Genomic DNA, 20,994 nt, shown 5'->3' on the forward strand with positions numbered 1-20,994 from the left:
TTAATTTGAAAAAAGAACTTTTTTTTCATGCTTATCAGCAACTTCATTTTTGGAAATATGAATGGCTAAAAATCCGTTTTCTAAGCAGGCTAGCATCTTTTTATAAATGATAGTAGTAGGTAAAGGGATTGTTCGTTGTAAGGAAATGTTTTTATGAAGTATGCATATAGCTAGGCCTGTCTCTAACTTTTTAATGAGTACATTTTGTTCCGTGACATTTTGTACATCTGTTTCCAAAATATATTCTTCTTCGGTTTCGCAAAGATCGATGTGAATTTGATTTGGAAAGCTAAAGTTACTATAAGAATCGGAACAAAATTGATCCATCCATTCTTCGAAACCATCAACATGAAAAAGACAATTCTTCTTTTTCTTGCCCATGTAAGACACCCTCCGTAAAATATCAATTCATATCATGTTATGCATGAATGAAACAGAGGTGAAGAATAAATGATGAAATACAAACATTTTATGTTGAATGTGCACGGTATGTGAATGTTTTTATTACATATCATGATGTGAATGTTTTTTTTGGCGTGAATGGTTACGGTTTTTTACTTTATGAGATCCGCTTAATGGTTCAGGTTGTCCTTGTTTTTCTTTTGATTCACGGTTGTTTTTACCCATTGTATATGACACCTCCTCTTTCTTTTTAGAATGAGAGAAGTTGGCGATTTTATACGAGAATGTTTTTAGAAAAAAAGGTAAAGATAAAGGGGACTAACAATTATAGAAAGGGGATTATATAATGCCATATCATAAAGATAAGCAACAAGCCTTTCAAGCGGCACAGCAAGGAGTTACACAAGCAGAAAATGCATTTAATAATATTGTGAAAAATGACCCTAACTACGGTCATGATTTAAAAGAGTTACGCCAAGAGGTTCAGGAAGCATATGAACAAATTCAAAATGCACTAGAGGTAGCTTCAGAAACACAACGTCCACAACTTGAGCAATATGAAAATAATCTCCAAAATATAATGCGAAATGTAGATCAATTAGAAAAGTAAATGAGGTTGTTGTTTATTCGACAACCTTGCTGCTTTAGTAAACGTTATGCTAAAACAGAAAATTTTTCTATTAGTTTTTTCTTTGCTATGTGCAGTACATATATTTCAAGTGGAAAAAGTGGAAGCGAAAATGTTGCTCAGAAAAGAGTTAGAACCAACTGGTTATGTAACATGGGAAGTACCTAATAATGAAAAAATTATTGCAATTACATTTGATGATGGGCCAGACCCAACGTATACACCACAAGTTTTAGATTTATTACGTCAATATAAGGCGGAAGCGACATTTTTTATGATTGGATTTCGAGTTCAGCGTAATCCATATTTAGTGAAGCAAGTGTTAAAAGAGGGACATGAAATTGGAAATCATACGATGAATCATTTGTACGCAAGTAATTCGTCAGATGAAAAATTAGAAAATGATATTTTAGATGGAAAGAAATTTTTTGAAAAATGGGTGAAAGAACCTTTGCTATTCCGTCCTCCTGGCGGATATATTAACGATGCTGTATTTAAAACAGCGAAAGAGGCTGGCTATCAAACCGTTCTATGGTCGTGGCATCAAGACCCGCGTGATTGGGCAAATCCAGGGGTTGAATCCATTGTAAATCATGTAGTGAAAAATGCTAAAAGTGGCGATATTGTATTGTTACATGATGGAGGGAATGATCGTAGTCAAACGGTAGCAGCGCTAGCAAAAATTTTACCTGAGCTGAAAAAACAGGGCTATCGATTTGTAACGGTTTCGGAATTACTACGTTATAAACATTAGAAGAAATCCCAAAAGGAAAATAGACCTTTTGGGATTTTTCTTTACTGGTTCTTTTTACGTTTCTTATTATTTTGTCGCTCTGCTGGAGTTAAAGGCTCGTTTGCAAATTCTTCATTGTAACCAGTTCCTTGTCCTTGTGCAGATGCAGCATTCATTCCTGAAATAGTATGATTTGCTTTTCTTTTACCCATTTTATTTCACCTCTATAACATTTTTTGTATGTTGAATGATGAGCAGTTCATAGTATGTATGAACTGTAAGTAAACCGCTGATAGAGCACTTTACTTTATGATAATAGTATTCATAAGGAGCATGAAAGCTATTCAAATTTAGAAACATAAAGAAAACTTATGATAATCTATAAGTTTCTTATTATTTACTTATTTAGAAAGTTGTAATAAGATATTATCGTAAGGTATTGAAAAGTTTGTCTACATTTTATATTCAGACAACTTAGTCACGTTTAACAGGGGGGAAACATAATGGTCAAACATAATCCATTTCAATCACGTGCAACTTTTGAAGTAGATGGAAAAACGTATCATTATTATGATTTGAAAGCGCTTGAAAATGCAGGGGTTGGCAACGTATCTCAATTACCATATTCCGTGAAAGTTTTACTTGAATCAGTACTTCGTCAAGTAGACGGACGTGTAATCACAGAAGAGCATGTTACAAATTTAGCGAAATGGGGAACGAAAGATGTGCAAGATATCGATGTTCCATTTAAACCATCTCGTGTAATTTTACAAGATTTCACTGGTGTTCCAGCTGTTGTTGATTTGGCTTCGCTTCGTAAAGCAATGGCAGACATGGGTGGGGATCCTGACAAAATTAATCCTGAAATTACTGTAGACCTTGTAATTGACCACTCTGTACAGGTTGATAGAGCGGGTACGGCAGACGCGCTTGCATTCAACATGGACTTAGAGTTTAAACGTAATGAAGAACGTTATAAATTTTTAAGCTGGGCACAAAAATCATTTGATAACTACCGCGCAGTTCCACCAGCTACAGGTATTGTACACCAAGTAAACCTTGAATATTTAGCACCAGTTGTTCACGCGGTGAAAAATGCTGAAGGTGACTTAGTTGCATACCCAGATTCATTAGTTGGAACAGACTCACATACAACAATGATTAACGGTATCGGCGTTCTTGGTTGGGGCGTTGGTGGTATTGAAGCAGAAGCAGGAATGCTTGGACAGCCTTCATACTTCCCAGTACCTGAAGTAATCGGTGTAAAATTAACTGGTACACTTCCAAGTGGTACTACAGCGACAGACGTTGCATTAAAAGTAACACAAGTATTACGTCAAAAAGGTGTAGTTGGTAAATTCGTTGAGTTCTTCGGTAATGGACTAAAGAGCATGCCTTTAGCTGACCGTGCAACAATTTCAAATATGGCACCAGAATACGGCGCAACTTGTGGATTCTTCCCAATCGATGATATTTCATTAGAATACTTACGTTTAACAGGTAGAGATGAAGAGCAAATTCGTATTGTTGAAGAATACTGTAAAGCGAACGGTTTATTCTATACAGCAGACAGTAAAGATCCAATCTACACTGATCTGGTTGAAATTGATTTAAATACAATTGAATCTAACCTTTCTGGACCGAAACGCCCACAAGATTTAATTCCACTTTCAGATATGAAAGATGCGTTCCACAAAGCTGTTGTAGCACCAGTTGGAACACAAGGACTTGGATTTAATGAGCAAGAGTTCGATAAAGAAGTGAAGGTTACATTAGAAGATAAAGAAGTAACGATGAAAACAGGTGCAATTGCAATCGCTGCAATTACAAGCTGTACAAATACATCAAACCCATATGTATTAATTGGGGCAGGTCTAGTTGCGAAGAAAGCAATTGAAAAAGGACTTGTAGTACCTGAGTACGTAAAAACATCATTAGCACCAGGATCTAAAGTTGTTACAGAGTACTTAGATAAGTCTGGTTTAACAACATATTTAGATCAATTAGGTTTCCAAACAGTTGGTTACGGCTGTACGACTTGTATCGGTAACTCTGGTCCATTAGCGCCAGAATTAGAAGAAGCAATCGCAGCAAACGACTTATTAGTAACATCTGTTTTATCTGGTAACCGTAACTTTGAAGGTCGTATTCATCCACTTGTAAAAGCAAACTACTTAGCATCACCACCACTTGTTGTGGCATATGCACTTGCAGGTACTGTTGATATTGACCTGAAAAATGATGAAATCGGTAAGGATGCAAATGGCAATGCTGTTTACTTCAACGATATTTGGCCATCAGCTAAAGAAATTGAAGATGTAGTTCAAAGCGTTGTTACATCTGAACTATTCAAGAAAGAATATGCACAAGTATTTAATAGCAATGAGCGTTGGAATGAAATCCAAACTTCAAACGAAGCTTTATATACTTGGGATAATGATTCAACATACATTCAAAACCCACCATTCTTTGAAGGGTTATCTAAAGAGCCAGGTGAAGTTGAAACGTTATCAGGTTTACGCATAGTTGGTAAATTTGGTGATTCTGTAACGACAGACCACATTTCACCAGCAGGTTCAATTGGTAAGCACACACCAGCTGGACGCTACTTATTAGAAAACGGCGTACAACCAGTTGACTTTAACTCTTACGGTTCTCGTCGTGGTAACCATGAAGTTATGATGCGTGGTACATTTGCAAACATCCGTATTAAAAACCAAATCGCACCAGGAACAGAGGGCGGATATACAACATATTGGCCAACTGGTGAAGTAACATCAATCTATGATGCTGCTATGAAATATAAAGAAGATGGAACAGGTCTTCTAGTTGTTGCTGGTAAAGATTACGGTATGGGAAGTTCACGTGACTGGGCTGCGAAAGGTACTAACTTATTAGGTATTAAAGCAGTAATCGCAGAAAGCTTCGAACGTATTCACCGCAGTAACTTAGTGTTAATGGGTGTATTACCACTTCAATTTAAAGATGGCGAAAGTGCTGAAACATTAGGCCTTGTTGGTAACGAGTCATTTGAAATTCAAATCGACAAATCAGTTAGACCACGCGATCTTGTAAAAGTAGTTGCAACTGATTTAGATGGCAACGAAAAACAATTTGAAGTAGTAGCTCGTTTCGATAGTGAAGTAGAAATTGACTACTACCGTCACGGTGGTATTCTGCAAATGGTTCTTCGTGAGAAAATCGAAGAGTCAAAAGTGTCGAACTAAATAATTGAAATGAAAAATAAGGAAGCTAACAATAGTTAGCTTCCTTATTTTATGGAAAGGGATGAAACCATATGGTTTCATCCCTTTCTTTTTACTACGAAAAGTGGAGGGAACGTCATGAAAGAATATAAAAGAATATTGTTGCCGTTACGAAAAGAGAAAATATTAGTAATGGCAGCTGTATGTAGTGGGATAATTGCTGCCATTTTAAATTTATCACGCCCAATTTTCATGGGATTAATTGTAGACAATCTTATTCAAAGGGAGCTAAAAGGTGCGTATTTATATATAGCTTTGTTTGCGGGTATTCGCTTTTTAATGTGGACGAACAATCTTTTATTTGATTATATAAGCTCAAAAGCCAGTCAACGTATATTACAAACGAAACGTATAGAATTATTGCGTCACTATTTCTCATTACCGTTTGAAGAGAGTGAGAAAATTAAACAAGGAGAGTTAGAGACGCTAGTTGTATCTGATATTCCGAATTGGATTAGGTTATATAGTTCTATATTAATAGAATATATACATGCCATTGCGCAATTTATAGGTGCGTTCATAGCACTACAACATATAGATATACAGTTCATATTGTGGGTAACTCCGTTTTTATTTTTCAGTGCAATTGTTCCAATACTGATGGGAGAAAAGGTAAGGGATATTGCAAGCATTGCTCAAAAAAATCAATCGAGTGTTGTAGAGATGGTGTCACAGTTTGTAAAGGGTATACAAGATTTACGTAGTTTACAAAAAGAAAAATGGGCCATTCGCTTCTTTAAAGGAGTAACGGCACAATCTTATAAATCGGAAGTAAAGAAGACGATGATGCAACATTGCATTGGAGTAGTTGAAACAGTGATTGAAACAGGAGCATATATCGTTGTTCTCATTGTAGGTGCACAAAAAATAATGAAAGGGGAAATGGAAGTTGGTTCACTTGTTGCAGTGTTAGCTACAATTGAAATGCTCTTTTTCCCAGTCCGTTACGTGGGCGATTTATTAATGACGACACAAGTTGCAGTCGCTTCGGCAAATAGAGTTTTTTCCTTTTTAGATAAACGAGTGGCAAATAGTAATGTAGAAAGAGCGATGGGGATGATAATAACAAATGTTTCATTTCAGGAGAGTGAAGAAGAGAAATGTAGAATTAATAATATTGATTTGCAAATTAATCCTGGTGAATTCGTTATCATTGTCGGAGAAAGTGGTGCAGGAAAAACAACGCTTTTAAAATTAATGACAGGTTTGTATAAACCATCTAACGGTAGTGTTGTTTATTATGGTCAAAAGGCTCGAATGACTACAGTGTGGCAAGAACCACGTTTTTTCCGAACGACGGTAACAGAGAATATGTATTTCGGGGAAGAGGGTTTAGAAAATCAGTTAGAAAAAAATAGTGAACTTATAAATGCAACGCCGATTATTAGAGGGTTACCTGAAGGGAGTCAAACTGTGCTACATAAAAGCGGTGAAGAGTTTTCAGGAGGCGAAAGAAAACGTCTTGCATTATTACGAGCAATTGGTTCAAATCCGAATCTTATTATTTTAGATGAACCGAATGCGGGGTTAGATCCGAGTAATCAAGAAACTGTTTGGAATATGATTGAAGGACTAGGAAGAGATGTAACGAGAATTGTGGCAACACATGATGTAGAGAAAGTGATACTAGCGGATCGTGTTGTCATAATGAGAGAAGGAAGTATTGTTGCATGTGGAAGTCCTGAAAAATTAATAAATAGTCATTCATTTTGAAAGAGATGTGAATAAAGATAAGAGCAGTGACCTTATCTTTATTCAACATCATTTATTTGATATTGGATAGATTCTGAATGATTTAGATCTACGTTAAAAGTAGCAGTCATAAGGAAAGTGGCAATTCCAAGAATTAAGAAAAGGACGAATGAGACTAGAGAAATGTAGAGACAAATACGTCCTACTTTCTTTTTTTCAAGATCGTTACTAAAGAGTGAAATGATCCATGTAATAATACCGATTGGATATAAAAGAAAACTAAGAATATATAATGTTATTTTTTCGAATGAATTCATAAAAAATCCCCCTTTTGTTGAAGTTTATATAAGTACGAAAGTAAAAAGGTGAATGGGCCCATAAGAAGATAAACAACATTTCATCTGTTTTTCTAATTATATGATAAAAAGGAAAAAATCACACATTAAATAAGAATATTCTAATTATTTCGACTCTGAATATTTCCAAGCTTGTCCGTATAAGCTAAAATAAGGTATATAGCATTTTGATGAATGTGTTGAAAGAAGATAAATACGTTAGGGTGATATAAAATGTGGCGGAAGCTTACGATTATTGTAGTGTTACTTTGTTTAGCGGGATATGCAGCTTATGAACAGTTTGGTAATAAAGAGCAGGCGGTACAAGGGAAGCAAGAAAAAAGTGAAGCTGCGATGAAAGAGATTATCGCAAGGAATGGTATTGAGATAGGGAAGAGTGCACCAGACTTTGAGTTAACTAAGTTAGATGGGACAAATGTAAAGTTATCGGATTTAAAAGGAAAGAAAGTAATTTTAAACTTTTGGGCTACGTGGTGTGGACCATGTCAGCAAGAAATGCCTGATATGGAGGCTTTCTATAAAGAACATAAAGAAAACGTAGAAATTTTAGCAATCAACTATACGCCTTCAGAAAAAGGTGGGGGGGAAGAAAAGGTAAGTAATTTTGCTAAAGAAAAAGGAATTACTTTTCCTGTTTTATTGGACAAGAACATTGATGTAACGACAGCGTATAAAGTAATTACGATCCCAACTTCGTACTTTATAGATACAAAAGGTGTCATTCAAGATAAGTTTATTGGGCCGATGACGCAAAAAGAGATGGAAAAAAGGATTGCGAAATTAAAGTAATGGTGAAAAGGTAGAGATGGAAAGTAGCCATTTCTGCCTTTTCTTTTTCAAGTAGTGAAAGCTTCATGATATGATAAAAGAAATATAATTGTTAAGAGATAAAGGAGTGTATGGAGTGGGGAATATATCCTTACCGTTAGATTATGTTGTAATTGATTTTGAAACAACAGGATTTAACCCTTATAATGATAAAATTATTCAAGTTGCAGCAGTGAAATATCGTAATCATGAACTAGTAGATCAATTTGTTTCCTATGTGAATCCAGAACGTCCAATTCCGGACCGAATAACGAGTTTAACGGGTATTACTAATTATCGTGTTTCAGATGCGCCGACGATTGAAGAAGTGTTACCTTTATTTTTAGCATTTTTACATACAAATGTTATTGTCGCCCATAACGCTTCTTTTGATATGCGCTTTTTGAAAAGTAATGTAAATATGCTTGGGCTGCCCGAACCTACAAATAAAGTAATTGATACTGTATTTTTAGCAAAGAAATACATGAAGCATGCGCCTAATCATAAACTTGAAACGTTAAAACGAATGCTTGGCATTCGTTTAAGTTCTCATAATGCATTGGATGATTGCATTACGTGTGCTGCTGTTTATCAAAAGTGTGCAGCTATTGAAGAAGAAGGGAACCGAAAAGTAAATAAGGCTGTGCTTGATGAAACTGCGGTATACGAAGCGGTGAAAGAAATGCTTGCACGTAATAAACGTAATGTAGAATGGCTACGTTGTATGAATGTAGGAAGTTATTTAGATATAAAAGCTTTTTATCCAGTTATGAGATTAAAGGTAAAAGGGCGAAAGAAATATGTATTAACAGAGATATTAGAAGATGATGTGAAAGAAATATGTACAAGCTTAACATGTGAACCAGCGTTAAATAGTGAAGCTGGTAATACGAGAATTATGCTGAATAGCTTAGAGGATGTTATGAAATTAGAAAGTTATATTTTAGAACAGTATGATTTTGTATTACAGGCGCTTCATGATTATAAAGAAAATGAAATGAATGCAGATGAAAAGTTGAAAGAGTATTTAAACGTTATGGTATAAAAACTCCGTGTGCTATTTTGAAGTGAACCCGAATTGTGGTACAGGAAAAAACATCTTCTGAATTCGCATACTAAGTATGTAAATTTGACGGAGATGTTTTTCATTTAAAGAGCAGAGTACATTACTGAGCATAAGTAATGTGGTTGGTTTGATATTGAAAGCCCCCATCATTTTAGTCATATCTAAAATGATGGGGGCTAATTTGTTTTCTAGTTAGTCACTTATTCAAAGAAAATTTGTTTAGTTACCTTACAAATTTTCTTTGAATAGTTCTGGTAAAAAATTACTGAACTCACTCATTTCTTCTACATTGTGTTTATATAAACCACTTAGATTAATAAATGGTGGTAACCCTTTCGGGAAAATGAATGTAGAAGTCATTACTGTACCGTTCTCGAATTTTTCATATTGATGTATTACTTGTGAAATTACATCGTCATGATCATCTAAACATGAACCCATTAAAACATGACTGTAATGTGTATTTATAGGACAATCTTTAGGGTCTTCCCATCTAATTCTTAGCGGGAATTCTAGTCCATCCCCAGCAGATTCAATTGAAGCTGATATGGCTCCTACATGCCCATGCACTTTAGGATCAACTAACCATTTAAAATCAACATGTTCTTCTGGGTGCCATAGTTTATATCGTTCAGAGTTATCGATATTATCCCACCACCAGTCAATCATTTCTGGTGTTACGTTATTCAATTCATGTTCAACTACTATTGATACTTGGTTTTTCATTTTTGTACCTCCTATTTTTTAACCAACATAGTGTTGGTTATTTATATTTGTTATTATAGTTTGTATATTTCATGTGTTCAATAAACAGAAATAGTCGATCTGTTGTATTTTGAACACTTTATAAAAATATGTCTAAAAAAATTAGAAGGGAAAAATTAGAAAAAGCATACATTAATTTACGTATAGCTCGTACTGAAGAAGCAATACGTAATGCACGAACTAAATTAATATATGAAAAAGGATGGATTGCATAGGGTAAGGATATTACAACTAAAGCCAATAGTAATCGAGGGATATTTGCTCGGAAGTCAAAATATTTTTCGAATTAAGATATGGATGAAATGGCAACGTATTGTTAAAATGTGTAAAAAGTACTAAGTGAATTGCAGCGGATGCTTTAGGTGTTTTGATATGTGTCTAGATTTCGTAAGTGTTGCAATATATTGTACACGGAGTTTTTTTAGGAGTACTAAAACATAAAATTTTCTTACAAATCTGATTAAAGAGTTTTTCGTTTGCTCATACTATGTAATAAGAAAGCGAAGGAGAGGGTGAACAACATGAGAAGAAGTCGCCGTAAATCGTTTGAAGAACTTGTAAATGAAAATAAACAACAATTATTAAGCGATCGTGATGCAATTGATCGCATTGAAGAGCGCATCGAAAAACGTTATGAAATGAAACTTTTTAAGCAAGCTGAATAATTCTTAACACTAGTACGATACTAGTGTTAAGGAGGCGATAGTAATGGGTAATCCGAAAAAAAATTCAAAAGACTTTGCACCAAATCATATTGGAACACAATCGAAAAAAGCTGGTGGAAATAAAGGGAAACAAATGCAAGATCAAACAGGTAAACAACCGATTGTTGATAACGGCTAAAAAGGAGAATGTTATCATTCTTCTTTTTTGTGAGGAAATGAAAGATGAGTTTTTAGCAGTAATATGAAAAAAAGGGCTGACTTTTGTCAGCCCTTTTTCGTAATCGTAAAATTTTCAACGAGTAAACGCCAATTTTGCGGGAATGGTAAACCGATTTTCCAGTAACTAATACCACCTATACCTTGTTCTTTCATTAAATTGAATTTACTTTGAACAGACCGTGAATCTTCAAACCAAACTTCGTGTTGTACACCGTTTTCATCAAAATAATTAAAATGAGGAGCTTGGGCTGTGAAATCATAACGAATAGGAACATTATATTTACGAGCTAGTGCAACAGCTGCGACGGAGCTAATTGCTTTTGCAGGTGGATTTCCTTGTTTAAATGGAAGCTTCCAATCAAACCCGTATAAATTTTGCCCCATCATAATTTTTTGTGGAGGCATTTGAGATTTTGCATATTGAAGTACTTCTTTCACTGGACCGATAGGAGAAATCGCCATCGGTGGCCCGCCCTGCCATCCCCAGTCATAGGTCATAATGACGACGAAATCAACAATTTGCCCTTGCGCTTTATAATCATGAGCTTCGAAAAATTTTCCCTTTTGATTGGAACTTGTTTTCGGTACGAGAGTTGTGCTCAATGTGTACCCACTAGGTAAGCGTGTTTTTACATTTCGTAAAAAGCGATTATACGCCTCGCGGTCTTCAGGTGCTACACTCTCGAAATCGAAATGAATGTCTCGCATGCCATATTTTTCAGCTGTTTGCAAAATGTTAGTAATAAATTTGTTTTGAATCGTTGCGTCGCGTAAAATAACCGATGTTAGATCGGCACTGAAATTACCATTTTCAATATTTGTAATAACGAGCATAGGGATTGTTTTACCTTGCGTTGCAATATTAGCGATTTTAGCTGTTTCAGTAGGTTCTTTTAATGTGCCATCTCTTTTTGCCTCAAAACTAAAATAAGCTAAGTATGTTAAAAATGGATTAATGGCACGTGTAGCATTAACTAAACTCTCTTTAATAGGTATAGTTGAAGGTTGTAAATAAGCGATGGATTCTACAGCTCGTTTTGTGCCTTTTGGTACGTATAATTGTTGTCCGACATGGAGAATAGATTTTAAAGATAAATTATTAACTTTAGCTAAACTAGCGAGGGGGACATTATATGTTTGAGAAATTCGATATAGGCTGTCACCGGGCTGTACATAATAATTATTTCCTTTCGTATTAACGATAAGTGCCTGACCAACAACGAGCGTTTCAGCTGGATTTAGTCCATTGTCTTTTACTATTTCGTCAGGTGTTGATCCATATTTTGATGCCAAGCTATATACGCTATCACCACTACGAACAGTTACAATTTGAATCATATGCTGGCTCCTTTCGGGAAAAGATTCACTATTTTTATTTTATTTTTGATGTCACTGTATTATGATTAAATGTATGCAAGGTAGCAGAAGTGAAAGAAGGCGAATATACATATGTTTGTAGCAGAACATGAAGTTGAAATCCGTTATGCGGAAACAGATCAAATGGGTGTTGTTTACCATTCAAACTACTTAGTGTGGCTTGAGTTAGGTCGCACGAAACTTATACAAGATTTAGGTTTTTCATATGTTGAAATGGAGAAAGAAGGAATTATTTCTCCAGTGTTAGATTTACAAATTTCATATCGTAAAGCGATGCGTTATGGAGAAAAGGCAATCGTAAAAACATGGGTAGATACTGTGAGCCCACTTCGCGTTGTATATGGATATGAAATATATAATGGTGATGGTGAACTTTGTATTACTGCAAGTACAACGAATATTTGTGCGAAAAAAGAAGGGTTCCGCCCTGTATCATTTAAAAAGTTATATCCTGAGTGGTATGCGAAATATGAGGAAATTAAGAAAAAATAAAAAAGCGTGGCAGAAGCCACGTTTTTTTATTTTTCATAATTAAATTGTGGGAAGTCGTCACCTTCGTTAAGTGTAACAGATAAATTATGTCCATCGAAGAACCATTCATCATCGCCTTCAATAAAGAAGTTAATACCTTCTTCTTGAATTTGAACAGCAGGATGTGCAGGATCATCTTTACGAATACCTAAAGAAAGTCCTTTTTGCACAGTACTGCAACCACCGTATTGTACGAAAAAGCGTAGTGTTTCATTTGATTGTAAGTTTAATTCATTTTTATACCATTGTGCTGCTTCTTTTGTTACGGAAAGATTCATGTATAGTTCCTCCAAATTATGTTGCTTTTCTTTAGTATAAAAAATAACGCAAAAAGACGCTATTAATATGCTTCACGTTTTCTTTTTGCGTTATGTGGGTTACGATCTTATTTTTGCTTTTTTGAAAAGTTTGCTTTTGGTTCAGTTTTATTTATAATTCGTCCGATATTTGCACGGTGTTTATAAATAACCATACCTGCTAATAAACACATCGCAATAATGAAGATTTTATCCCCGCTAACAATGGATGCAATAACAGCAACAACTGCTGTTACCATAGAAGAAAGTGATACGTATCTTGTTGTAAATAAAAGGGTGAAAAATACAACAGCCAATATTGCAAAAACAACTGGTGAATAGCATAATAGCACCCCAGCAGAAGTTGCAACTGCTTTACCACCACGGAATTTCGCGAAGATCGGGTAGACATGTCCAAGAACAGCCGCTAACCCGAACCATAGTGGGTGAATATCTAATCCGAAAATCATTGGTAGACTTGTTGCTAATGTCCCTTTTAAAATGTCAGCAATTGTAACGGTAAAACCTGCTTTTTTCCCTAATGTACGGAATGTGTTTGTTCCGCCTAGATTACCGCTCCCGTGCTCACGAATATCGATTCCGTAGCCAATTTTTCCAACAACTAGTGCAAATGGAATCGAGCCAAGCAAGTAGGCAACGATAAATAAAAGATATGTAGTAACCATAAGTTCAGTCTCCTTTATTCAAATGTGTTGATAAAGGGTAAAAAGAGTTTTTCCCGTATATTGTACCATACATTTGTAAAGAGCACATTTCTTTTTTGTAAATGAAAAATTCATTATTTCGTGAAAAAAATTTCACAGTAATGTTACATTTCTCACAGAAACAGCAAGACTATATGTAGTAACATTTTAATCAAAAGACAACAACATATTGGTGGAGGGTTATAAATGTTACAAAATAATATACGTGGAGAAGAATTAATGAAAGTGTTCGAGACGATAGTCCACGGCAATGAACAAGATTTAATGCAAGAAAATGCAAATGTAGACGGCCGCTCTCCAATGGGTGTAATGGGAACGTTCGCATCTGAGAGTGCAAAATATTATGCTGTTGAGAGTTTATTGTCAGATCAAGTGAAAAAAGCGATAAATGAAAATATATTATATCCACATGATTTAGATTTTTATGCGACAGGAACGACGACTTGTTCGCAAATTCCGTTAGCGCAAATGCTTGCTAACGGTTTTCATACTGGACATGGACATATGAGACAGCCACAAGACATTAAAAGTGCATTGGCTCTTTCGTCTATTATTTTTCAAGCGAATCAAAATATGCAGCATGGCGGTCAATCGTTTGCACTCTTTGATATTGATTTAGCACCTTATGTACGAAAAACAATTGAGAGACATAAAAAACGATTACAATCATATCCGCTTACGAAAGAACAAATAGAAGAATTTGCATGGAAAGAAACGGAAAATGATACGTATCAAGCGTGTGAGGCTTTCGTTCATAATTCGAATAGTATGCATAGTAGGGGCGGAGGACAAGTACCGTTTATTTCTATTAATTACGGAACAGATACATCAAAAGAAGGAAGAATGTTAATTAAACAACTATTAAAAGCAACACAAGCTGGACTTGGTAAAGGAGAGACACCAATTTTTCCGATTCAAATTTTCAAGATGAAAAAAGGTGTGAATTTTGAAGAAAGTGATCCGAATTACGATTTATTTGAATTAGCATTAGAGACAACTGCAGAGCGATTATTCCCTAACTTTTCATTTTTAGATGCTCCGTTTAATGCAGTGCATTATGATGGAAGACCAGAAAGTGAAGTATGTTACATGGGATGTCGTACCCGTGTTATGTCTAATATACATGGAGAAGAAACAGCGATTGGTAGAGGGAATTTATCATTTACGTCTATCAATTTAGTGAAATTAGCGTTAATTAGTGGTTCAAAAGAAGCATTTTTTGAAGCGCTAAACTACTATTTAGATTTAGGAATTAAGCAGCTATTAGAAAGATTTGCGTATCAATGTACGAAGCGAGCAAGAGATTTTCAGTTTTTATATTCACAAGGTGTATGGCGTGGTGGAGAAACATTGCATCCTGAAGACTCCGTAGCCTCGATTTTAAAACAAGGGACGTTAAGTATTGGTTTTATCGGTCTTGCGGAATGTTTAGTAGCTTTAACAGGAAAGCATCATGGGGAAGATGAAGAATCATGGAAACTTGGGTATGAAATTATTTCCTTTATGAGAGATAGAATGGATAAAGCGACAGAAGAACATCAACTGAATTTCTCAGTAATTGCAACTCCAGCAGAAGGATTATCAGGGAAGTTTGTGAAAAAAGATAGAGAAGAATTTGGCGTGATTAGCGGTATAACGAACCATAATTACTATACGAATTCATTCCATATTCCAGTTTATTATAACATTCAAGCGATAAATAAAATCCGTTTAGAAGGTCCGTTCCATGCTCTATGTAACGGGGGACACATTACGTATATTGAACTAGACGGAGCAGCAATGCATAACAAAAAGGCATTAAAACAAATTGTACAAGCCATGGCAGAACATGGCGTTGGATACGGTTCAATTAATCATCCTGTTGACCGTTGTAAGTGCTGTAGTTATCACGGGGTTATTGGGAATGAATGTCCAAGCTGCGGGAATGAAGATGAGGCTAATATAGAAAGAATTCGCCGTATAACAGGCTATCTTGTAGGAGATATGTCAAAGTGGAATAGTGCGAAACGTAGTGAAGAGATAGATCGGGTGAAACATAAATGAAAGTGATGAATATTATTCATGATAGTGTAGTAGATGGAGAAGGATTGCGGACAGTCGTGTTTTTTGCGGGCTGTCCGCATCGTTGCGTTGGTTGCCACAATCCGAAATCGTGGAATATTTGCAACGGAATGGAAATGACAGTAGAAGAAATTGTGAAAGAGATTGCAAGTAATCCATTAACTGATGTAACATTTTCAGGTGGAGATCCATTTTTTCAAGCTGCTGAAGTGAAAAAGGTAGCAAAAATCGTGAAAGATTTGAAAAAAAACCTATGGATGTATACAGGTTATACGTTAGAAGAGATACAGAGTTCTCAAAATAATGATATGATAGAGTTGTTACATTATGGGGATGTTTTAGTCGATGGAAGGTTTGAAATTGAGGAAAAAGATTTAACACTTCCATTTCGCGGAAGCTCCAATCAACGTATTATTCGATTGAAAGAGTAAAAAGGCGGGATAGATTATATGAACAAAACAGTATTGCTTGTTGAAGATGAAAGAAGATTACGTGAAATTGTTAGTGATTATTTTCGTAATGAAGGCTTTGAAGTAATCGAAGCAGAAGATGGGAAAAAAGCGTTAGAGTTATTTGCAGAGCATGAAATTGATTTAATTATGTTAGATATTATGTTACCGGAAATAGATGGATGGTCTGTTTGTAGACGAATTCGAAAAGAATCAGCAGTACCAATTATTATGTTGACAGCGCGTTCGGATGAGGATGATACATTGCTAGGTTTCGAATTAGGTGCAGACGAGTATGTAACGAAACCATTTAGCCCGAAAGTGTTAGTAGCTCGTGCAAAGACGTTATTGAAACGTGCGGATGGTGCGGTAGGTGTAGCGGAAGAAAATGCTATGTCTTTAGCTGGAATTGAAGTGAATCGTCTATCTAGAACTGTTTTAGTAGATGGAGAAGAAATTATATTGACACATAAAGAATTTGAACTTCTTGTTTATTTAATGGAGAACAAAGGAATCGTTTTATCACGTCAACATTTATTAGACCAGTTATGGGGATATGACTATTACGGTGATGACCGAACGGTTGATACCCATATTAAAAAACTTCGAAATAAGTTAGGAGATAAAGCGAAGCATATCGGTACTGTTATTCGAGTTGGTTATAAATTTGAAGAATAATCTAGAACGATTTGTGTAATTTAGCCTAGGGAAATGGCGATTTTATACTCTCTTTTGAAGGTAGAATGTACAAAAAATACTTTTCTTGTCTACAATGTTAGATAGGAGTATTTTTTTAATTGGATTTCACGATGAGTTCACAAGAAGGACACAAAACGTGACTATACTGAAAATACGAATTCACCAGAGAGGGGAAATAAAACATGGGATATTACGACGGACCAAATTTAAATGAAGAGCATAGTGAAACGAGAGAAGTGAGAAAATCAGGTAGTAAAAAAGGCTATTTCTTCACAGGTTTAGTGGGAGCTGTAGTCGGAGCGGTTTCGATTAGTTTTGCAGCACCATATATGCCATGGGCTCAAAATAATGGAGCACCAGTATCATCATTTAGTTCGGATTCAAAAGTAGAAGGTACTGTAGTTCCTGTTGTAAATAAAGCGAAAAATGAAACTGATTTACCTGGTATGATTGAAGGAGCGAAAGACGTTGTTGTAGGTGTTATTAATATGCAGCAAAGTGTTGATCCATTTGCAATGCAACCGACAGGTCAAGAACAACAAGCTGGTTCAGGATCAGGTGTTATTTATAAAAAAGCAGGAAATAAAGCATATATTGTAACAAACAACCACGTAGTAGATGGTGCAAATAAACTTGCTGTAAAACTAAGTGATGGTAAAAAGGTAGATGCAAAGTTAGTAGGGAAAGATCCTTGGTTAGATTTAGCTGTTGTTGAAATTGACGGCTCTAATGTGAATAAAGTTGCAACTTTAGGTGACTCAAGTAAAATCCGTGCGGGTGAAAAAGCAATTGCAATCGGTAACCCACTAGGATTTGATGGAAGTGTAACGGAAGGCATTATTAGTAGTAAAGAACGTGAAATTCCAGTTGATATTGATGGCGATAAACGACCAGATTGGCAAGCACAAGTTATTCAAACAGATGCAGCGATTAACCCAGGTAATAGTGGTGGTGCATTATTTAACCAAAATGGTGAAATAATTGGGATTAATTCAAGTAAAATTGCACAGCAAGAAGTTGAAGGAATTGGATTTGCTATTCCAATTAATATCGCAAAGCCAGTTATTGAATCACTTGAAAAAGACGGAGTAGTAAAACGTCCAGCTCTTGGAGTAGGTGTCGTTTCGTTAGAAGATGTGCAAGCTTATGCAGTCAATCAATTGAAAGTACCGAAAGAAGTAACAAACGGTGTTGTATTAGGTAAAATTTACCCAATATCACCGGCAGAAAAAGCTGGTTTAGAGCAATATGATATTGTAGTAGCATTAGATGATCAAAAAGTAGAAAACTCACTTCAATTCCGTAAATATTTATATGAAAAGAAAAAAGTAGGCGAGAAAGTAGAAGTTACATTCTACCGTAACGGTCAAAAAATGACGAAATCGGCTACTTTAGCAGATAATTCAGCTACAAAGAATCAATAATCGAAATAAAAGAAAGTCTCTTTCATATTGAAAGAGACTTTCTTTATCGGCTATACTAAAGGAATAGGAGGGATTAATTATGACAATTGAAAACCCAACTCGTACGGAAATTGGTGAAGTGTTAAAGAGAAGCAAAACAATTGCGGTTGTTGGATTATCAGATAAGCCAGAACGTACATCGTATATGGTTTCAAAAGCAATGCAAGATGCTGGATACCGTATTATTCCAGTTAATCCAACAGTAGATGAGGTGCTTGGAGAAAAGGCAGTTTCTTCACTAAAGGATATTAAGGAACACGTTGACATAGTAAATGTATTTCGTCGCTCAGAGTTTTTAATGGATGTTGCAAAAGAATTTGTAGAGATTGATGCAGATGTTTTTTGGGCACAATTAGGAGTACAAGATGAAGATACATATAAACTTTTAAAAGAAAAAGACTATACTGTAATAATGGATCGTTGTATTAAAGTAGAACATGCGATGACAAAATAGTATAGATTTAAAAGTAGAAAGATTGATTCAGCTCTCATTATAGATAAGTAGGGCCGATGAACGAGGTGTTCATCATGAGATTTTTTAAAGGCTGTTTTTGGGGATTGTTATTTGTAATCCCATTTTGGATCTTGATCATTTGGATCATAATAAAGGTTTGGAATGTGTAATCTTGGAATACATATCCATTTCTCGTTGACAAACGATTATTTTTCTGAAATAGTAGCCTAGAGGAATCCTTGTGAGAAAACAAGGATTTTTCTATTGAAGATGGTATATAAAAGAGATAAGATAACTTGCCAAAACTATAGTCGAGGCGTTATTCTATAATAGAAACATATGTTCTGATTTTGGATTAGGAAAGGGGCAAGGAGTTTGGCGAAGCATCAGTTCCAATATAATGAAGATGCGATTCAAGTGTTAGAAGGACTTGAAGCCGTTCGAAAACGCCCGGGTATGTATATCGGGAGTACGGATAGCCGTGGATTGCATCATTTAGTATATGAAATAGTAGATAACTCCGTTGACGAAGCGTTAGCGGGATTTGGCGACGAAATTTCAGTCGTAATACATAAAGATAATAGTATTAGCGTTATAGATAAAGGGCGAGGAATGCCTACGGGAATGCATAAACTTGGGAAACCTACACCTGAAGTTATTTTAACTGTACTTCATGCAGGTGGTAAGTTTGGTCAAGGTGGCTATAAAACGAGTGGTGGTTTACACGGTGTTGGGGCATCAGTTGTAAACGCTTTGTCAGAATGGTTAGTAGTAACAATTAAACGTGATGGTAACATTTATGAACAACGCTTTGAAAATGGTGGCGTTCCTGCAACGACGTTAGAGAAAATCGGGAAAACAAAAGAGTCTGGTACGACAATGCACTTCAAACCAGATACAACGATTTTCAGCACGACAAATTATAATTATGAAACATTATGTGAGAGATTACGTGAATCTGCATTCTTATTAAAAGGAATGAAAATCTCGATAAAAGACGAACGTAATGATTTAGAGGATGTATTTCATTATGAAACAGGAATTGAAGCTTTCGTTTCATATTTAAACGAAGAAAAAGATTCAATTCACCCGGTTGTATACTTCACTGGTGAACAAAACGGGATTGAAGCAGAACTAGCATTCCAGTTTAATGATGGTTACTCAGAAAATATTCTTTCGTTTGTAAATAACGTACGTACAAAAGATGGTGGAACACACGAAGCTGGATTTAAAACAGCAATGACGCGTGTGTTCAATGAGTATGCTCGTAAAGTTTCATTATTAAAAGAAAAAGATAAAAATTTAGAAGGTACAGATATTCGTGAAGGTGTAGCGGCTATCGTTTCTGTACGTGTACCAGAAGAAGTACTTCAGTTTGAAGGACAAACGAAAGGGAAACTTGGTACAAGTGAAGCTCGTTCTTCTATTGATGCCATTGTATCAGAGCATTTAGCTTACTTTTTAGAGGAAAACCCGGATGTAGCTACACTTCTTGTGAGAAAGGCAGTTAAAGCAGCGCAAGCACGTGAGGCTGCTCGTAAAGCGAGAGAAGAAGCACGTAGTGGTAAGAAGAAGAAAAAATCAGAAGGTACGTTAAGCGGGAAGTTAACACCTGCACAATCACGTAATCCTCAGAAAAATGAATTGTATTTAGTAGAGGGTGACTCTGCTGGTGGTTCAGCGAAACAAGGACGAGACCGTCGTTTCCAGGCCGTATTACCATTACGTGGTAAAGTAATTAATACAGAGAAAGCAAAGCTTGCTGATATCTTTAAAAATGAAGAGATTAATACAATCATTTATGCGATTGGCGGCGGTGTAGGAAATGAATTTGATGTTGAAGATATTAACTACGATAAAGTTGTAATTATGACCGATGCCGATACGGATGGAGCTCATATTCAAGTATTGTTATTAACGTTCTTCTACAGATATATGAAGCCACTTATCGAAGCGGGTAAAGTGTTTATCGCACTCCCTCCTTTATACAAAGTAAGTAAAGGAAAAGGTAAGAGTGAAGTAATTGAATACGCTTGGTCAGACGAGGAATTAGACGGTGTAACGAAAAAAGTTGGAAAAGGCTATATGTTACAACGTTATAAAGGGCTTGGTGAAATGAATGCGGATCAATTATGGGAAACAACAATGAATCCTGAAACGCGTACATTAATTCGCGTGAAAATTGATGATGCAGCAAGAGCAGAGCGTCGCGTTACAACATTAATGGGCGATAAAGTAGAACCGCGCCGTAAATGGATTGAACGTAATGTACAGTTTGGTATGCAAGAAGAAGGAAATATTTTAGAAAATGAAATGATTATGGAGACGGAGGTGGAATAA

At 35.6% G+C, this 20,994-nt stretch carries 23 protein-coding genes; 15 read left to right on the forward strand and 8 right to left on the reverse strand.

All coding sequences use genetic code 11. The annotated features are described in order from the left end of the window. Both MRP26_RS25475 and MRP26_RS25480 read right to left on the reverse strand, forming a co-directional pair. Nucleotides 1-381: an Hsp20/alpha crystallin family protein gene (locus MRP26_RS25475; RefSeq protein WP_000516758.1), complete on the reverse strand. Its 381-nt coding sequence runs from the start codon at nucleotides 379-381 to the stop codon at nucleotides 1-3. Between the two features lie 123 nt (nucleotides 382-504). Next, a complete protein-coding gene (locus MRP26_RS25480) occupies nucleotides 505-627 on the reverse strand; it encodes a small acid-soluble spore protein P (RefSeq protein ID WP_000517654.1) in 123 nt (40 codons plus the stop codon). A gap of 121 nt (nucleotides 628-748) precedes the next feature. On the opposite strand from MRP26_RS25480, the gene MRP26_RS25485 reads away from it, so the two are divergent. Beyond that, on the forward strand, nucleotides 749-1,012 hold the full coding sequence (locus MRP26_RS25485) for a hypothetical protein (RefSeq protein WP_001146295.1): 264 nt from the start codon (nucleotides 749-751) through the stop codon (nucleotides 1,010-1,012). Nucleotides 1,013-1,058: 46 nt separating this feature from the next. Continuing rightward, entirely contained in the window at nucleotides 1,059-1,784 is a 726-nt protein-coding gene (gene pdaB / locus MRP26_RS25490) for a polysaccharide deacetylase family sporulation protein PdaB (protein ID WP_061665781.1), read from the forward strand. A 41-nt stretch (nucleotides 1,785-1,825) separates the two neighbouring features. Here the strand turns inward: pdaB and sspO are convergent, their stop codons facing one another. Then, complete coding sequence (sspO, locus tag MRP26_RS25495; RefSeq protein WP_000518057.1) at nucleotides 1,826-1,975, reverse strand: acid-soluble spore protein SspO; 150 nt, start codon at nucleotides 1,973-1,975, stop codon at nucleotides 1,826-1,828. 291 nt (nucleotides 1,976-2,266) lie between these two features. On the opposite strand from sspO, the gene acnA reads away from it, so the two are divergent. Together acnA and MRP26_RS25505 are read left to right on the forward strand one after the other, a co-directional pair. After that, nucleotides 2,267-4,990, forward strand: a complete 2,724-nt coding sequence (acnA, locus tag MRP26_RS25500; RefSeq protein WP_000238555.1) for an aconitate hydratase AcnA — start codon at nucleotides 2,267-2,269, stop codon at nucleotides 4,988-4,990. A 117-nt stretch (nucleotides 4,991-5,107) separates the two neighbouring features. Beyond that, complete coding sequence (locus MRP26_RS25505; RefSeq protein WP_197241252.1) at nucleotides 5,108-6,742, forward strand: ABC transporter ATP-binding protein; 1,635 nt, start codon at nucleotides 5,108-5,110, stop codon at nucleotides 6,740-6,742. 38 nt (nucleotides 6,743-6,780) lie between these two features. On the opposite strand, the gene MRP26_RS25510 is transcribed toward MRP26_RS25505, so the two are convergent. Beyond that, complete coding sequence (locus MRP26_RS25510) at nucleotides 6,781-7,038, reverse strand: hypothetical protein (RefSeq protein WP_001083876.1); 258 nt, start codon at nucleotides 7,036-7,038, stop codon at nucleotides 6,781-6,783. Between the two features lie 252 nt (nucleotides 7,039-7,290). Here MRP26_RS25510 and MRP26_RS25515 point away from each other — a divergent pair, with 252 nt between their 5' ends. Beyond that, nucleotides 7,291-7,866, forward strand: a complete 576-nt coding sequence (locus MRP26_RS25515; RefSeq protein ID WP_000269086.1) for a TlpA family protein disulfide reductase — start codon at nucleotides 7,291-7,293, stop codon at nucleotides 7,864-7,866. Nucleotides 7,867-7,981: 115 nt separating this feature from the next. Then, a complete protein-coding gene (locus tag MRP26_RS25520) occupies nucleotides 7,982-8,929 on the forward strand; it encodes a 3'-5' exonuclease (RefSeq protein ID WP_000526912.1) in 948 nt (315 codons plus the stop codon). 249 nt (nucleotides 8,930-9,178) lie between these two features. Here the strand turns inward: MRP26_RS25520 and MRP26_RS25525 are convergent, their stop codons facing one another. Next, nucleotides 9,179-9,676 carry a DAPG hydrolase family protein gene (locus MRP26_RS25525; protein ID WP_000795982.1) on the reverse strand — a complete coding sequence of 166 codons (498 nt, stop codon included), beginning with the start codon at nucleotides 9,674-9,676 and terminating at the stop codon, nucleotides 9,179-9,181. A gap of 560 nt (nucleotides 9,677-10,236) precedes the next feature. On the opposite strand from MRP26_RS25525, the gene MRP26_RS25530 reads away from it, so the two are divergent. Together MRP26_RS25530 and sspN are read left to right on the forward strand one after the other, a co-directional pair. Beyond that, nucleotides 10,237-10,380 (forward strand): FbpB family small basic protein, encoded by a 144-nt coding sequence (locus MRP26_RS25530; RefSeq protein WP_001254699.1) that lies wholly within the window; start codon nucleotides 10,237-10,239, stop codon nucleotides 10,378-10,380. A gap of 43 nt (nucleotides 10,381-10,423) precedes the next feature. Further along, nucleotides 10,424-10,558 carry an acid-soluble spore protein SspN gene (gene sspN, locus MRP26_RS25535; RefSeq protein WP_000527987.1) on the forward strand — a complete coding sequence of 45 codons (135 nt, stop codon included), beginning with the start codon at nucleotides 10,424-10,426 and terminating at the stop codon, nucleotides 10,556-10,558. 86 nt (nucleotides 10,559-10,644) lie between these two features. Here sspN and MRP26_RS25540 read toward each other — a convergent pair whose 3' ends face one another. After that, nucleotides 10,645-11,937, reverse strand: coding sequence for a glycoside hydrolase family 18 protein (locus MRP26_RS25540; protein WP_000614855.1), 1,293 nt, complete (start codon nucleotides 11,935-11,937; stop codon nucleotides 10,645-10,647). A 111-nt stretch (nucleotides 11,938-12,048) separates the two neighbouring features. Between MRP26_RS25540 and MRP26_RS25545 the strand changes: the two genes are divergently transcribed. Beyond that, entirely contained in the window at nucleotides 12,049-12,468 is a 420-nt protein-coding gene (locus MRP26_RS25545; protein ID WP_000495812.1) for an acyl-CoA thioesterase, read from the forward strand. 26 nt (nucleotides 12,469-12,494) lie between these two features. On the opposite strand, the gene MRP26_RS25550 is transcribed toward MRP26_RS25545, so the two are convergent. Both MRP26_RS25550 and plsY read right to left on the reverse strand, forming a co-directional pair. Beyond that, nucleotides 12,495-12,785: a HesB/YadR/YfhF family protein gene (locus MRP26_RS25550; protein ID WP_001054453.1), complete on the reverse strand. Its 291-nt coding sequence runs from the start codon at nucleotides 12,783-12,785 to the stop codon at nucleotides 12,495-12,497. A 107-nt stretch (nucleotides 12,786-12,892) separates the two neighbouring features. Further along, nucleotides 12,893-13,489 (reverse strand): glycerol-3-phosphate 1-O-acyltransferase PlsY, encoded by a 597-nt coding sequence (gene plsY / locus MRP26_RS25555; protein ID WP_000258974.1) that lies wholly within the window; start codon nucleotides 13,487-13,489, stop codon nucleotides 12,893-12,895. A gap of 225 nt (nucleotides 13,490-13,714) precedes the next feature. Here plsY and MRP26_RS25560 point away from each other — a divergent pair, with 225 nt between their 5' ends. The 6 genes from MRP26_RS25560 to parE all read left to right on the forward strand — a co-directional run bounded on the left by MRP26_RS25560 (nucleotide 13,715) and on the right by parE (nucleotide 20,994). Continuing rightward, nucleotides 13,715-15,571: an anaerobic ribonucleoside triphosphate reductase gene (locus MRP26_RS25560; RefSeq protein ID WP_197241253.1), complete on the forward strand. Its 1,857-nt coding sequence runs from the start codon at nucleotides 13,715-13,717 to the stop codon at nucleotides 15,569-15,571. Next, nucleotides 15,568-16,020, forward strand: a complete 453-nt coding sequence (gene nrdG / locus MRP26_RS25565) for an anaerobic ribonucleoside-triphosphate reductase activating protein (protein ID WP_098127240.1) — start codon at nucleotides 15,568-15,570, stop codon at nucleotides 16,018-16,020. The genes MRP26_RS25560 and nrdG overlap by 4 nt, the downstream gene beginning before the upstream one ends. A gap of 18 nt (nucleotides 16,021-16,038) precedes the next feature. After that, nucleotides 16,039-16,716 (forward strand): response regulator transcription factor, encoded by a 678-nt coding sequence (locus MRP26_RS25570; RefSeq protein WP_001044679.1) that lies wholly within the window; start codon nucleotides 16,039-16,041, stop codon nucleotides 16,714-16,716. A 203-nt stretch (nucleotides 16,717-16,919) separates the two neighbouring features. Then, entirely contained in the window at nucleotides 16,920-18,161 is a 1,242-nt protein-coding gene (locus MRP26_RS25575) for a S1C family serine protease (protein ID WP_000542643.1), read from the forward strand. 79 nt (nucleotides 18,162-18,240) lie between these two features. Continuing rightward, complete coding sequence (locus tag MRP26_RS25580; protein ID WP_000151397.1) at nucleotides 18,241-18,654, forward strand: CoA-binding protein; 414 nt, start codon at nucleotides 18,241-18,243, stop codon at nucleotides 18,652-18,654. Nucleotides 18,655-19,029: 375 nt separating this feature from the next. After that, nucleotides 19,030-20,994 carry a DNA topoisomerase IV subunit B gene (gene parE / locus MRP26_RS25585; protein ID WP_001062198.1) on the forward strand — a complete coding sequence of 655 codons (1,965 nt, stop codon included), beginning with the start codon at nucleotides 19,030-19,032 and terminating at the stop codon, nucleotides 20,992-20,994.

It is taken from the genome of Bacillus sp. CCB-MMP212, assembly GCF_022748145.1.
Classification (GTDB): Bacteria; Bacillota; Bacilli; order Bacillales; family Bacillaceae_G; genus Bacillus_A; species Bacillus_A cereus.

Coding starts and splice junctions, on each gene's coding strand:
- MRP26_RS25475 (WP_000516758.1), bottom strand. CDS start 381: ATGGGCAAGAAAAAGAAGAATTGTCTTTTTCATGTTGATGGTTTCGAA.
- MRP26_RS25480 (WP_000517654.1), bottom strand. CDS start 627: ATGGGTAAAAACAACCGTGAATCAAAAGAAAAACAAGGACAACCTGAA.
- MRP26_RS25485 (WP_001146295.1), top strand. CDS start 749: ATGCCATATCATAAAGATAAGCAACAAGCCTTTCAAGCGGCACAGCAA.
- pdaB (WP_061665781.1), top strand. CDS start 1,059: ATGCTAAAACAGAAAATTTTTCTATTAGTTTTTTCTTTGCTATGTGCA.
- sspO (WP_000518057.1), bottom strand. CDS start 1,975: ATGGGTAAAAGAAAAGCAAATCATACTATTTCAGGAATGAATGCTGCA.
- acnA (WP_000238555.1), top strand. CDS start 2,267: ATGGTCAAACATAATCCATTTCAATCACGTGCAACTTTTGAAGTAGAT.
- MRP26_RS25505 (WP_197241252.1), top strand. CDS start 5,108: ATGAAAGAATATAAAAGAATATTGTTGCCGTTACGAAAAGAGAAAATA.
- MRP26_RS25510 (WP_001083876.1), bottom strand. CDS start 7,038: ATGAATTCATTCGAAAAAATAACATTATATATTCTTAGTTTTCTTTTA.
- MRP26_RS25515 (WP_000269086.1), top strand. CDS start 7,291: ATGTGGCGGAAGCTTACGATTATTGTAGTGTTACTTTGTTTAGCGGGA.
- MRP26_RS25525 (WP_000795982.1), bottom strand. CDS start 9,676: ATGAAAAACCAAGTATCAATAGTAGTTGAACATGAATTGAATAACGTA.
- MRP26_RS25530 (WP_001254699.1), top strand. CDS start 10,237: ATGAGAAGAAGTCGCCGTAAATCGTTTGAAGAACTTGTAAATGAAAAT.
- sspN (WP_000527987.1), top strand. CDS start 10,424: ATGGGTAATCCGAAAAAAAATTCAAAAGACTTTGCACCAAATCATATT.
- MRP26_RS25540 (WP_000614855.1), bottom strand. CDS start 11,937: ATGATTCAAATTGTAACTGTTCGTAGTGGTGATAGCGTATATAGCTTG.
- MRP26_RS25545 (WP_000495812.1), top strand. CDS start 12,049: ATGTTTGTAGCAGAACATGAAGTTGAAATCCGTTATGCGGAAACAGAT.
- MRP26_RS25550 (WP_001054453.1), bottom strand. CDS start 12,785: ATGAATCTTTCCGTAACAAAAGAAGCAGCACAATGGTATAAAAATGAA.
- plsY (WP_000258974.1), bottom strand. CDS start 13,489: ATGGTTACTACATATCTTTTATTTATCGTTGCCTACTTGCTTGGCTCG.
- MRP26_RS25560 (WP_197241253.1), top strand. CDS start 13,715: ATGTTACAAAATAATATACGTGGAGAAGAATTAATGAAAGTGTTCGAG.
- nrdG (WP_098127240.1), top strand. CDS start 15,568: ATGAAAGTGATGAATATTATTCATGATAGTGTAGTAGATGGAGAAGGA.
- MRP26_RS25570 (WP_001044679.1), top strand. CDS start 16,039: ATGAACAAAACAGTATTGCTTGTTGAAGATGAAAGAAGATTACGTGAA.
- MRP26_RS25575 (WP_000542643.1), top strand. CDS start 16,920: ATGGGATATTACGACGGACCAAATTTAAATGAAGAGCATAGTGAAACG.
- MRP26_RS25580 (WP_000151397.1), top strand. CDS start 18,241: ATGACAATTGAAAACCCAACTCGTACGGAAATTGGTGAAGTGTTAAAG.